The following is a 13,094-nucleotide window of genomic DNA, read 5'->3' as shown; positions in this document are numbered from 1 at the left end:
CTTTATTATAGAAAAGAAAAGATATGAAACAGATCCTTTTTATTTGTATAGCTATTTTGCTGGCTACCGGCTCGGCTTCGGCACAAGCGGTGATCGCGGCAGACCAAGCCACGCACGACTTCGGTGAGATAAAAGAAGTAGACGGGAAAGTATCCCATGCTTTCGTCATTAAGAATACAGGCGACCAACCTTTGGTGATCACTCGCGTGATCGCATCCTGCGGATGTACGACGCCGGAATGGACCAAAGAACCGATTGCCCCCGGAAAGACCGGTACGATTCAAGTCACATTCGATCCGGCTCACCGACCCGGCACCTTTGCCAAGACTATGTCGGTCTATAGCAACGGGAAGACCGGAAGTTTCATTCTCACCATCCGGGGAGACGTGAAGTAACGCTATCTGAATTCAAAAACCACCGGCGATGATCTTTAACCTGCAACGTTTTCTACTTCTTTGTTTCGGACTTGTATTGTTTACAACGGCCGGAGCACAGAACGGTGCGCAGTTGAAGGTCGACGAGATCACCTATAACTTCGGGAACATTAACGAAGCAGACGGACCGGCGACGCATACCTTTACCGTAAGCAATACCGGCACCGGCCCTTTGGTGATCACCCGCGTGACGGCTTCCTGCGGTTGCGCCAAGCCGGATTGGACCAAAGAACCGATCGCTCCGGGAGCAACCGGGGAATTGACAGTCACCTTCGACCCCAAAGGTCGTCCGGGTCCTTTCCACAAAACCGTTTCGATCTACAGCAACGGCAATAAAGGAAGCTACACCCTGGCGATCAAAGGCAATGTGAAACCCAAATCACTGCAACCGGTCTTCACCTATCCCTATTCGATCGGTGAATTGAAGTTACATTCGAAAACAATCCTGTACAGTACGATCCGCCCGGAAGAGACGCTGGGCGAACGCATCAACCTGTTGAACGACACACAGCAGGCGCTCACCGTGCACCTGGGGAAATTACCCCATTACTTCACGGCAGAGGTCAAACCGGCGACGCTTCAACCGGGCGAAACGGGTGAAATCACCATCCTATTGGACGGTAAAGCCGTGAAACGCAAAGGACGCATCACAGCCGAGCTGCCGGTGACCGTCGTCAGCAACGACCAGAAAGAGGTCAACGGACAGATCAAGATCGCCGCCAATATCATCGATAACTTCAACAAACTCTCCGCCTCCGAAAAGGCTCAGGCACCTGTTGCCCAGCTTTCCGGAACCCTTCTTGAGTTCGGACAGTTGCCGACCAAAGGCAGTATCATCCCATTGATCGGAGGCAAGACAAGTATTTCATTTGATATCACAAACACAGGGAAATCACCCCTATTGATCTATAGCGTAACCTGCGATGATGACCGATTGGATATCTCGGGCGGCCGTAGGGAACTCAAACCGGGAACGACAGCGACCTTCAAAGTATCCGTCCGTCCGAAAGACGTCAAAACCCGGATGGAATCCCTGATCAACGTCGTCTGCAACGACCCGAACGGGCCGGTTCGCCTGATCAAAGTGACAGCATACAAATAGAAATTATGAATTATGAGTTATGAATCGAAGATCGGCCTTAGCCAATTATGAGAAAAGGAAATAACATTCCTTCATAATTGGCTAAGGCCGATCTTCGATTCATAATTCATAATTCATAATTCATAATTTAAGAAGCCATGGAACATCCTGAAAACGATGAACTGTACAAAGGACTGAAAGTAAACAAAGGAATATCCGACGCGCCGACGGTCAATCCTTACCTGAAGAAACGCGCGCAACGCAAACACTATACGCCTGCTGAATTTGTGGAAGGGATCCGCAAAGGAGATATCACGATCCTCAGCCAGGCCGTCACCTTGGTAGAGAGTTCACTCTACGAACATCAACAGACTGCTCAGGAGATCATCGAGAAATGCCTGCCGCATGCCGGCAATGCGGTGCGTATCGGTATCACGGGTGTTCCCGGTGCCGGGAAAAGCACCTCGATCGATGCGTTCGGTATGCACCTGCTCGGGCAGGGGCGCAAACTGGCCGTCTTAGCCATCGATCCGAGCAGCGAGCGCACCAAAGGCAGTATCCTGGGCGACAAAACCCGGATGGAAGAGCTGTCGCGCCAGCAGAATGCTTTTATCCGCCCTTCTCCTTCGGCCGGTTCGCTGGGAGGCGTTGCCCGTAAGACCCGCGAAACCATTGTGCTTTGCGAAGCGGCCGGCTTCGATTCGATCTTTGTGGAGACGGTAGGCGTCGGACAGAGCGAGACGGCGGTACATTCGATGGTCGACTTCTTCCTGTTGATTCAGTTGGCAGGCACAGGCGACGAATTGCAAGGCATCAAACGAGGTATCATGGAGATGGCCGACGGCATCATCATCAACAAAGCGGACGGCGACAACGTAGAAAAGGCCAAACTGGCGGCTGCCCAGTTCAAGAACGCCCTGCACCTGTTCCCGCCCGCCGACTCCGGCTGGACCCCTCAGGTCTTGACCTACTCGGGCTACTACAATCTCGGCATCAAAGAGATCTGGGACATGGTCGATGCCTATGTCGCCTTCACCCGAAAGAACGGATTCTTCGATCATAAGCGCAATGAACAAGCCAAATACTGGATGTACGAATCGATCAACGAAGCCTTACGCGAAAGCTTCTATCACAACCCGGCTGTCGAGAACGAACTGACCCGGACCGAACACAAAGTGCTCCACAACGAGATCAGCTCATTCGTCGCCGCCAAACAGATGATGGATCTTTTTCTGGAAAATATCAGAAAGAATTAAAATTTACGTATATTTGCCCCACCTAAAGAACTGTTAGCTCAGTTGGTTCAGAGCACTGCCTTGACAGGGCAGGGGTCGCCGGTTCGAGTCCGGCACAGTTCACACTTTTTGCGTTATAGTGCTAAACCACCAAACTTAATTCCAGCAATGATACCTAAATGTAAATTTGTGCGGGCTGCCGGATTGGCCCTTCTTTGTTTATTCACGCATTCCGGATTCTCTTATGCAATCGAAGATCCGATGTATCCGTTTCATCCGAAGACAGCCTTGTCTGTGACCTCCTCCAATCTGCCTCTGGTCCTGATCACACTGGACGAACGGATGGCGGATAAGTCGGACGATAAACGGGTATCGGCCTCGATGAAGATCATTTGGGACAAAGACGGGGAAAGAAATCAAGTGTCAGATACGGAACATTACGACTACGACGGGAAGATCGGCATCAAATACCGGGGGAACTCGTCGTATTGGAATTCCGATAAGAAGCCTTTTGCCGTGCGCATACAGGATGAAGACGGAAAGAAGAAAAAAGCTTCGATCCTGGGCATGGGTGAAGACGAAGACTGGGCATTGCTGGCGCCTTATACCGATAAGAGTATGATCCGCGATGTATTATTGTTCGACCTCATGCGCGGTTCGTTCGAATATGTGCCCACGGGGAGGTACTGCGAAGTATTTCTCAACGGGATCTACCAGGGGGTTTACATTATGACCGCCCGGGTGCGCCAGGGGGCAAACCGGATTAACATAAAAAAGCCCACTGCGGATAGTGGCGACGGACTTACCGGCGGCTATCACCTGGAGATCGACCGCGACGACGATCCCGGCTTCTGGGGTGTGGTTCGTCCGATGGACGCCTGGGGTGTTCATGCGGCCAAAGGCGCTTGCTATTACCAAATGAAATATCCGGACTGGGAAGACCTGACGGACGCACAGAAAAGATATATCAAAGAACGAGTCTGGGGTATGGAACGAAGCATTGCGGGTGAGGATTTCAAAAATCCGAAAACCGGCTATCGCGCCTATCTCGATACCTTATCCCTGGCCGATTTCTATATCGCCCAGGAATTGGCCAAGAATATAGACGGCTACCGCCTAAGTACGCCGTTCTATAAAGATAAAGACAGCGTCGACCCGCGTTTCAAGTTCTCGATCTGGGACTTCAATATCTCCATGGGCAATGCCGACTACTACGACGGCTGGAGTACGGAGGGCTGGGTATGGAACAATACCCGGTTTGGCGACGATGTCAATCAGATTCCCGCCATGTTTAAACGCATACTCGAAGATGAAACGTTCCGCGAAGGCCTGAAGAAGCGTTGGAACGATCACCGGGAAACTCGCCTTTCGAATGAAGAAGTAAAACAGAAGGCCGACTCGCTCATCACCTTATTGGGCGAAGCACAAGAGCGGAACTTCAAGGCATGGCCACGCTTCGGCCAATGGGTATGGCCCAACTACTACGTCGCCTCCTCCTGGGACAATGAAATCGCATACCTGAAATCCTGGTTGACCAAAAGAATCGATTGGATCGACAGCCAATGGGCGGTAGAGAAGGTGGAGAACCTGGTGCCCAACGGCCGCTTTGAATCCGCCGGAGACAGAGGCAATTCGAGCGAGATCAAACTATCGGAATGGAGCCAGTCCTCCGGCAACGCCTATATCGTGAACGACGAGGTCGCCTCTGGTGACTATGCCATGACCTTGTACCCCCAGACTTCCGCTTTCCAGGTGATCAGCGAATTGACACCGGGAACCTATAAGCTCTCGGCCAAAGTCAAGACAACCAACGAGCCGAATGCCTATATGTATATACGAACAACGCGCGGCAGTGAGATCCAGACCGAATACCGCCGGGATATCCAGGCCGACGCCGACTTCTACCAGATCATCTACGACGATCTGCCGATCGACAACAAAGCGATTGAGATCGGTTTTGTCACCGGCGCTTCCACCAATGCCCGCCTGTGGATCGACGATGTGGTATTGACGCGGAAAGACTTCTCCGTATCCAATACGCCTCTTGCGGAGCAGAAAGGAGAGGCCGACATCCGGGTAGACCGCAACCAGTTATTTCTTATCGTCGATGTGGCGGAAGATCAACGGGGTGAATCCTTGGAGATCTTTGAGATCACCGGCCGCAAACTCTTCGCCCGAAAGATCACCGAGCGGCAAACCATAGTTGGCAATATCTTCCAAGAGAATATGATTTATATTGTGCGCATTGGCAGCAAAGCGCAGAAGGTGATGTTTTAAGGAGTTAAGGGGCTTACTTCTTCAAAACCTTCAGCAACAACTCCGGCTCATCGGTCGTAATAAAATCAATGCCTTGCCGGATAAAGCCTTGCATCGGCTTCTCTTCATTGACAGTCCACACATTCGTGGTCAGCCCGATGCCTTTGGCTTTGGCTACCCAGGTGGGATTGTCGGTCAATACCTTATGGTTATAATCCAGGCCGGTCAATCCGATCTCTTTCAGGTCCTGGGGAGAGACATCGCCGTTCAGATACACCACCGTTGCCTCAGGCGCCAATTTCTTCAACTCTTTGCACACATTCATGCTGAATGCGATATAATCCACCCGGTCTTCCAATTCATATTTTTGAACCAGTTCGACACAGAGGCGCACCAGCCGGTCTTCGTTCACCACCCGCTTATGCGATTTGATTTCCAACACCAACTGCATACCTTCCAATTGCTTGCCCAAAGCCAGGTAAGCATCGACGGTCGGGATCTTCTCTCCGTTGGCAAGCGTGCCGGTCATCAGCTGATCGTAGGTAGAGGTTTCGATATCGAAGCCAAAAATAGAAGCATCATGGTTCACAATCGGAATACCATCGGCTGTCAGCCATACATCGAACTCGGAGCCATACACCCCTATTTCATGGGCTTTCTTTAATGCGGCTAACGAATTTTGCGCCGACCCTTCCGTTTTCCAGAAGCCGCGGTGAGCAATTACTTGGGTTTGCCCCCAACTCAGGGAGGCGACACAGATCAATAGATACAGGATAGTTCTTACTTTTTTCATGATTAGATTGTCTAATTATTTCGTCGGGTAAAGATAAGACGAACGAATTAAAAATACAACAAAGGCAGAAAGATGCTTTACGACCGGGGTCGTAAAGGTTTACCACCGGGGTCGTAAACGTTTAGCACCGGGGTGGTAAAGCTTTACTACCCCGGTGCTAAAGATAAAACTACCGTTCTTTTGATTTATTTCGTTCGTTCTTCCACCCAACGGCGTGCATTGACGAAGGCTTCCATCCACGGAGTGACTTCATCGCCTTTGCGGTCGGCAGGATAGTAGCCGCATTGCCAGGGGAAGACGGCCCGTTCGGGATGAGGCATGATCGCCAGGTGTCGACCGTCGGCCGAGCAGACGCCGGCAGTGGCCCACGGGGAACCGTTGGGGTTGGCCGGGTAACCGTCGTAGTTATACCGGGCAATGATATTGTACTTTTCTTCGCCGTAGGGGAAGTTGAATTTGCCTTCGCCGTGCGCCACCCAGGCACCGATCTTCGATCCGCTCAGGGAAGCGAACATCACCGAATGGTTACGGGGCACTTCGAGGGTAACAAACTCTGACTCGAACTTATGCGAGTCGTTGAATACCATCTTATGCTTCAATTCATGCTCCGGATAGAGCACTTCCAGTTCGGCCATCAGTTGGCAACCGTTACAGATCCCCATACTCAAGGTATCCTTGCGGGCGTAATAGTTATCGATCGCTTTCTTTGCTTTTTCATTGTAAAGGAATCCGCCGGCCCATCCTTTGGCCGAGCCCAATACGTCGGAGTTGGAGAAACCGCCGACAAAGACAATCATATTCACGTCTTCCAGGGTCTCACGGCCCGACGCCAGGTCGGTCATGTGCACGTCTTTCACATCGAAGCCGGCCAGGTATAAGGCATAAGCCGTTTCGCGCTCGCACTGTGAGCCTTTCTCCCGGATCACGGCAGCCCGCACGCCAGAGCGTTCCCGGCGGTCATGGGTCAATCCCATATCGGCCAGTTTTCCGGTGAAGTCTTTGTTGTATTTAAACTCCAGCGGTTGCATCTTATAGTTCTCGAAACGGTTACCCGCGCAGACGCTTCCGCTTTGTTTGATATCCAATTGATAAGAAGAAGAGTACCATACATCACGCATATAATCGATACCGAAATGATACTGGGCACCCGCTTTCGATACCAGGATATGCCGTTCGTCGGTCGGACGGGCGATCCGGGCAAAGCCGACACCGGCGTCGCTCATCAGTTTCTCAAACGCTTTCTTCTCTTTCACCTGCACCAGGATACCCGGATTCTCCGCGAAGAGAATTGGGATCAGATCGGCTTCCGAAAGCGTATCCAGATCGACCTCAAGCCCACCTTCCACATTGGCAAAACACATTTCCAACAGGGCGGTCAGCATCCCCCCGGCAGAGATGTCGTGTCCGGCAAGGATCAATCCTTGTTCGATCGCATCCTGCACCGCGTTGAAAGCATCGGCAAAGTATTCGGTATCTTTTACGGTCGGCACTTCATGTCCCAGCTTATTCAATGCCTGAGCAAATGCGGAACCGCCCAGTTTGAAGCTGTCAAAGGAGAAATCGATATAGTAAACGACTGAGTTCTTCTCTTTCGCCAAAACAGGGGAAACAATCTTTTTCACATCACTCACCTCGCCTGCGGCCGAAACAATCACCGTTCCCGGAGAAATCACTTTATCCTGTCCGTACTTCTGGGTCATCGACAACGAGTCTTTTCCGGTCGGGATATTGATGCCCAAAGCGATCGCAAAGTCGGAACAAGCCTGTACCGCTTTGTACAGACGTGCATCCTCACCGGCGTTGCGGCACGGCCACATCCAGTTCGCACTCAACGAAACACCGGCCAATTTGTCCGTCAACGGCGCAAACACCAGGTTGGTCAGCGATTCGGCAATCGCCATCACCGATCCGGCAGCCGGATCAACCATCGCAACCTGCGGCGCATGACCGATAGAAGTCGCGATACCTGCCTTCCCTTTGTAGTCCAAAGCAACGGCACCCAAGTCGCTCAACGGCAACTGGATCTCACCCTGGCATTGTTGGCGGGCTACCTTTCCGGTTACCGAACGGTCTACCTTATTGGTCAACCAATCCTTACAGGCTACGGCTTCCAGCTGCAACACGTTCTCCAGATAGTGATGGATTTCCGAAGTCTTGTAAACCACCGGCTGATAGGTCTCAGCCACTGTCTGGTCGACCATTACCGTGCGCGGCGGTTTGCCAAACATATATTCCAGTTTCAGGTCGATCGGTTTCTCACCGTCCGCCTGTTTGAATACCAATTTCATATCGTTGGTCGTTTCGCCCACCACATACATCGGCGCACGTTCGCGCTCGGCGATACGGCGAACCCGATCCACATCTTCCTCTTTCATCAATAGACCCATGCGTTCCTGGCTTTCATTGCCGATGATCTCTTTGGCCGACAACGTCTGGTCGCCGATTGGCAGTTTGTCCATCTCGATCACGCCTCCGGTGGCTTCAATCAACTCCGAAAGACAGTTCAAATGGCCTCCCGCGCCATGGTCGTGGATCGAGACAACCGGGTTTTCTTCCGACTCGGCAATCGTACGGATCACGTTCGCGGCGCGTTTCTGCATCTCCGGGTTGGCCCGTTGCACGGCATTCAGTTCAATGCCACTGGCATATTGCCCGGTATCCACGGAGGATACGGCTCCGCCACCCATACCGATCCGGTAGTTATCGCCACCGATCACCACCACTTTTTCGCCCGGCTCAGGATTGCCTTTCAGGGCATCCCGCTTATTGGCAAAGCCGACTCCGCCGGCAAGCATGATGACTTTATCGTATCCGTATTTCTTGTCGTTCTCTTCGTGTTCGAAAGTCAACAGCGAACCACAGATCAAGGGCTGACCGAAGTGGTTACCAAACTGCGAAGCGCCATTCGAAGCTTTGATCAGGATTTGTTCCGGCGTCTGATAGAGCCATTGACGCGGATCCATCACTTTCTCCCATTCGCGGGCGCCTTCCGTACGCGGATAAGAAGTCATATAGACTGCTGTCCCCGCCATCGGCAAGGAAGCTTTCCCACCGGCCAGGCGGTCGCGGATCTCTCCACCCGATCCCGTCGATGCCCCGTTGAACGGTTCGACGGTAGTGGGGAAGTTATGCGTTTCGGCCTTCAGCGAGATCACGGTATCGATCTCCCGGGTGGCATAATAATCGGGTTTGTCGCCGGAGAGCGGAGCAAACTGCGTCACCCGCGGCCCGGCATTGAAGGCGACATTATCTTTGTAGGCAGAAACCAATTTGTTCGGGTTCTCTGCCGAGGTTTTCTTGATCAGGTTGAAAAGGCTGCTTTCCATCTCCACCCCGTCGACGATGAAAGTACCACCGAAGATCTTGTGCCGGCAATGCTCCGAGTTCACCTGGGCAAAGCCATAGACTTCGCTGTCGGTCAGTTTCCGGTTGAGCTTCTCGCTGACTTCATTCAGGTAGCTCACCTCTTCGTCACTCAGGGCCAAGCCTTCCTGCACGTTATAGGCAGCAATATCGTCAATCGAAAGGATCGGATCCGGCTGTTTATGGATCGTAAAGATCTCCTGATCCAGGCCGTTGTAGATCCGTTGCAACATCGGATCGTGATCCGCCTCTTTGCATGCCACAGGATAGTATTCCTCAATCCGTTCAATGCCTTGAATCCCCATGTTCTGGGTGATTTCCACCGCATTGGTACTCCAGGGAGTAATCATTTCCCGGCGCGGTCCGACAAACCAACCGGCCAATGTTTCCCCTTCCAAAGGAGTGGCTTCACTAAATAACCATACTAATTTCTGAATGTCTTCGGGAGAGAATCTCTGTGCTGTTTCTACGGCCAGCACTGCGCTTGATGAAGATCTGAAGAATAGGATCATATTGCTGATAATATTGATTGTCTGAATTGGCGAGAACTATCTTCTGTTTCGCGCAGCAAAGATAAAGAGAATTAAGGAATAAACAGGACGAAAGAAGAGGGATTTTAGGAATCCAAATTGGCGGGACTATTTTTTCTTTTTCTAGGAGTATTTACTTGTTGATAATTGTCAACAAATGTGTTGACGGTTATCAACAAACAAATACTCCTGCGAACAGGCTCAAATACAGCCTCTTATAATTATCGGAAAAACCAGGGAGAAAATCGAGGGGGAATCGGAGCGAATCCGTAGGCTGATTATTTGCTTTATTAGTAAATAAGGTCTTATTTTGGTGGATCAATTTAAGAAGCGTATGAAAAAAACGATGGTATGGGGGTTGGGGACTACTCTTTTGGTTTCTTGCTCCGGCACGGCTAAGCAGCAGAGTGAAGAAAAAAGTAATCCGAATGTGATCATTATCCTGGCCGATGATATCGGTTATGGGGATTTGAGTTGCAATGGAGAACCGACGATCCATACGCCGAATGTAGACCGGCTGGCGAAAAGCGGGGTTCGTTTTACGGATGCACACGCCGTGGCGGCAACCAGTACACCGTCGCGCTATTCGCTCCTGACCGGGCAGTATGCCTGGAGAAGGAATGATACGGGCATTGCGACAGGGGATGCCGGCATGGTGATCCGCCCGGAGCAAACCACGATTGCCGATATGTTTCGCCAGGCAGGTTACGCGACCGGAGCCGTAGGCAAATGGCATCTGGGACTGGGGGATACGCAGGGATCGCAGGATTGGAACGGTTTTATCACACCGGGGCCGACCGATATCGGCTTTGACTACTCGTATATCATGGCGGCGACAGGCGACCGTGTGCCCTGTGTCTATGTGGAAAACCAACGGGTCGTAAACCTGGATCCGAACGATCCGATTGCCGTCAGCTACAAAGAACCCTTTCCCGGTGAACCGCTGGGCAAAGACCATCCCGAAATGCTCTATGTATTGAAACCCAGCCTGAATCACGGGCACGACCAGGCGATCGTCAACGGCGTTTCCCGCATCGGCTATATGAAAGGAGGCAAACAGGCCTTATGGGTCGATGAGAATATAGCCGACAGCATCACGCGTAACGCCGTGAAGTTTATCGAGGAACATCACGATCGACCGTTCTTCCTCTACTTTGCAACCAATGATATCCATGTGCCCCGCGTCCCTCATCCGCGTTTTGCGGGGAAGAGCGGCATGGGTCCGCGTGGTGATGCGATCCTGGAATTCGACTGGAGCGTGGGACAAATCATGACGGCATTGGAGAAACAGGGCATAGCTGAGAATACCCTGATCATTCTTTCCAGCGATAACGGCCCGGTAGTGGACGACGGTTATCAGGATCAGGCTGTTGAATTGTTGGGTGATCATCGTCCCTGGGGACCCTTTCGCGGGGGAAAGTACAGTATCTTTGAAGCTGGCACCCGGGTGCCGTTTGTGGTAAGCTGGCCGGCCCAGGTGAAACAGGCCGTATCCGATGCTTTGGTTTCGCAAATCGACCTGTTCGCCTCATTATGCAAACTGATCGGGCAGGATATTCCGGCAGGAAGCGCACCGGATAGTCGCGACCAGTTAAACACACTATTGGGGAAAGACCGGAAAGGACGGGAATATATTGTCGAGCAAGCCGGCTCTCTCTCGGTCTCAAACGGCGAATGGAAATATATCGCCCCGAGCAACGGAGCGGCATATAACCGATTGACCAACACGGAGCTGGGTAATCACAAAGAAGAACAACTCTACAATCTCCACAAAGACATCGGGGAGAAAGAAAATCTGGCGTTGCACCATCCGGAGATTGTCAAGCAATTCCAAGAGATCCTGGAATCGGAACGATCGCGGTAAACAAAGAAAACAAGCGTTAAGGGGAAACCTCCCCTTAATGTTTGGTGGTAATAATAATCACGCCGTTCGCACCCCGTACGCCATAACCGGCGCCACTCTTATTGGCTTCGACCGTCGCGATATCGTGCACGTTGATCGCACCTTCGGCGGAACTATATTCCATTTCTACTCCATCGACAACGACCAGCGCAGCATTACTGGCGTAGAATGAGGATGCCCCCCGGAAGCAAGGCGCTCCGTCGATAAACGGCACGTTAGGCATAAACTGGCGGATGACCTCAGTCAATGAAGTGACACTGCTTTTCGCAATCATCTCGGCCGTGATGACGCCCGCCCGACGCTGCGCTTTCTGCGGAACCGCGTTTAATACATACATCTCATCTCGGCCCTCTTCCGTCAAGACACGGATCCGGCTATCCAGGACATCGATCCGTACCCGCTGATTGCCATTCAACGGGAAGACCGCCACCCGTTTCTTTTCGATGATGACTTCAATCTGGTCGTCTGCCTGCACTCTTTTCAATACGAACTCCCCATTCTTATTGGTCTTCGTCGATTGCGTATTATTCAACACGGCAATGACCACTTTCTTGAGCGGCTCGCCTTTGGGGGTCTGAACGACTCCGGTCAGGCTCATCGTCGACTGTTGGGCCGACAAACCGGATACGATCAACAACAGGGCAAATAGGTATAAACTCTTTTTCATATACATCGTAGATTTACAGGGTGAAACACAACTTGTCAAATATAGAGAATCTATTTCAATATCTATTGCGGGGAGCTGTTTTTTTAAGATTTCACCTTTTTTATCAAAGAATGAATGCAAATGACCGTATCTTTGCCCTTTCGGAACAGAAGGCCCTTCGCTAAATGGTAGAATTAATTGTAAAAGGATTATTGATAGGTGTATTGGTTTCGGCTCCTATGGGCCCTATCGGGATGCTCATCATCCGGCGTACACTATACAAAGGGCGCTGGCATGGCTTTGTTTCCGGGTTAGGCGCGGCCTTATCGGATGTATTTTATGCCGCACTTACGGGGTTGGCGATCGGTTTTGTTGTCAATTTCGTGGAGTCCAACCAGACCTTCCTCCAGCTGTTCGGCAGCGGTATTCTGGCCATATTCGGTTTTTATATCTTCCGTTCGAATCCGACCCGTCAGCTCCGGAAACAGAAAGCGATCCGCAAGATCTCGTATGCGCAGGATTTCATCTCCGCCTTTATTCTGACCTTCAGCAATGTTTTAATCGTATTCCTTTATATCGCGCTATATGCCCGTTTCGGGTTTGTCCGCGCCGAATATTCCGCCGGGATGATTCTGGGCGGCGTCGTGTCGGTTGGGATCGGTGCCATTCTTTGGTGGTTAATCATAACATATATTGTATCTAAAATGAGAAAATGGTTTAATATCAGAGGTCTTTGGTTGATGAACCGGGTGGTGGGAGGTATCATTCTCGCGGTTTCCGTGATTGGCTTTGTCTCCGCCATCGTTCCTTCGGCTACTGCTTCTGTATTTAATGTCAGTAATTCAAAATCAAT

At 51.4% G+C, this 13,094-nt stretch carries 8 protein-coding genes, 1 tRNA gene and 1 pseudogene; 7 read left to right on the top strand and 3 right to left on the bottom strand.

Going from position 1 to position 13,094, the window contains the following annotated elements; translation table 11 throughout:
* Window positions 1-23 precede the first annotated feature (23 nt).
* The 5 genes from M2133_RS03195 (at window position 24) to M2133_RS03175 (ending at window position 5,027) form a co-directional block, all read left to right on the top strand.
* Window positions 24-395, top strand: coding sequence for a DUF1573 domain-containing protein (locus M2133_RS03195; RefSeq protein ID WP_277464519.1), 372 nt, complete (start codon window positions 24-26; stop codon window positions 393-395).
* Window positions 396-426: 31 nt separating this feature from the next.
* Window positions 427-1,536 (top strand): DUF1573 domain-containing protein, encoded by a 1,110-nt coding sequence (locus M2133_RS03190; RefSeq protein ID WP_346843227.1) that lies wholly within the window; start codon window positions 427-429, stop codon window positions 1,534-1,536.
* Window positions 1,537-1,673: 137 nt separating this feature from the next.
* On the top strand, window positions 1,674-2,771 hold the full coding sequence (gene meaB, locus M2133_RS03185) for a methylmalonyl Co-A mutase-associated GTPase MeaB (RefSeq protein WP_277464517.1): 1,098 nt from the start codon (window positions 1,674-1,676) through the stop codon (window positions 2,769-2,771).
* Window positions 2,772-2,798: 27 nt separating this feature from the next.
* A tRNA-Val gene (locus M2133_RS03180) sits at window positions 2,799-2,873 on the top strand.
* A 45-nt stretch (window positions 2,874-2,918) separates the two neighbouring features.
* Window positions 2,919-5,027 carry a CotH kinase family protein gene (locus M2133_RS03175; RefSeq protein WP_277464516.1) on the top strand — a complete coding sequence of 703 codons (2,109 nt, stop codon included), beginning with the start codon at window positions 2,919-2,921 and terminating at the stop codon, window positions 5,025-5,027.
* Window positions 5,028-5,040: 13 nt separating this feature from the next.
* On the opposite strand, the gene M2133_RS03170 is transcribed toward M2133_RS03175, so the two are convergent.
* Together M2133_RS03170 and purL are read right to left on the bottom strand one after the other, a co-directional pair.
* On the bottom strand, window positions 5,041-5,799 hold the full coding sequence (locus M2133_RS03170) for a glycerophosphodiester phosphodiesterase family protein (RefSeq protein ID WP_277464515.1): 759 nt from the start codon (window positions 5,797-5,799) through the stop codon (window positions 5,041-5,043).
* A gap of 185 nt (window positions 5,800-5,984) precedes the next feature.
* Window positions 5,985-9,674, bottom strand: coding sequence for a phosphoribosylformylglycinamidine synthase (gene purL / locus M2133_RS03165; RefSeq protein WP_277464514.1), 3,690 nt, complete (start codon window positions 9,672-9,674; stop codon window positions 5,985-5,987).
* 352 nt (window positions 9,675-10,026) lie between these two features.
* Here purL and M2133_RS03160 point away from each other — a divergent pair, with 352 nt between their 5' ends.
* Window positions 10,027-11,556 (top strand): arylsulfatase, encoded by a 1,530-nt coding sequence (locus M2133_RS03160; RefSeq protein ID WP_277464513.1) that lies wholly within the window; start codon window positions 10,027-10,029, stop codon window positions 11,554-11,556.
* A 34-nt stretch (window positions 11,557-11,590) separates the two neighbouring features.
* Here M2133_RS03160 and M2133_RS03155 read toward each other — a convergent pair whose 3' ends face one another.
* Window positions 11,591-12,262: a TonB-dependent receptor plug domain-containing protein gene (locus M2133_RS03155; protein WP_277464512.1), complete on the bottom strand. Its 672-nt coding sequence runs from the start codon at window positions 12,260-12,262 to the stop codon at window positions 11,591-11,593.
* A 164-nt stretch (window positions 12,263-12,426) separates the two neighbouring features.
* On the opposite strand from M2133_RS03155, the pseudogene M2133_RS03150 reads away from it, so the two are divergent.
* Window positions 12,427-13,053, top strand: a pseudogene (locus tag M2133_RS03150) (LysE family transporter); the annotation flags it as partial.
* Between the last annotated feature and the right edge of the window lie 41 nt (window positions 13,054-13,094).

It is taken from the genome of Parabacteroides sp. PF5-6, from assembly GCF_029504695.1.
Classification (GTDB): Bacteria; Bacteroidota; Bacteroidia; order Bacteroidales; family Tannerellaceae; genus QVMG01.
The sequence above is the reverse complement of the archived record's forward strand: the minus strand, read 5'-3'. Positions and strand labels throughout refer to the sequence as shown.

What these genes read in the sequence shown, in the direction of transcription:
- M2133_RS03195 (WP_277464519.1), top strand. Translation starts at nt 24, where the DNA reads ATGAAACAGATCCTTTTTATTTGTATAGCTATTTTGCTGGCTACCGGC.
- meaB (WP_277464517.1), top strand. Translation starts at nt 1,674, where the DNA reads ATGGAACATCCTGAAAACGATGAACTGTACAAAGGACTGAAAGTAAAC.
- M2133_RS03175 (WP_277464516.1), top strand. Translation starts at nt 2,919, where the DNA reads ATGATACCTAAATGTAAATTTGTGCGGGCTGCCGGATTGGCCCTTCTT.
- M2133_RS03170 (WP_277464515.1), bottom strand. Translation starts at nt 5,799, where the DNA reads ATGAAAAAAGTAAGAACTATCCTGTATCTATTGATCTGTGTCGCCTCC.
- purL (WP_277464514.1), bottom strand. Translation starts at nt 9,674, where the DNA reads ATGATCCTATTCTTCAGATCTTCATCAAGCGCAGTGCTGGCCGTAGAA.
- M2133_RS03160 (WP_277464513.1), top strand. Translation starts at nt 10,027, where the DNA reads ATGAAAAAAACGATGGTATGGGGGTTGGGGACTACTCTTTTGGTTTCT.
- M2133_RS03155 (WP_277464512.1), bottom strand. Translation starts at nt 12,262, where the DNA reads ATGAAAAAGAGTTTATACCTATTTGCCCTGTTGTTGATCGTATCCGGT.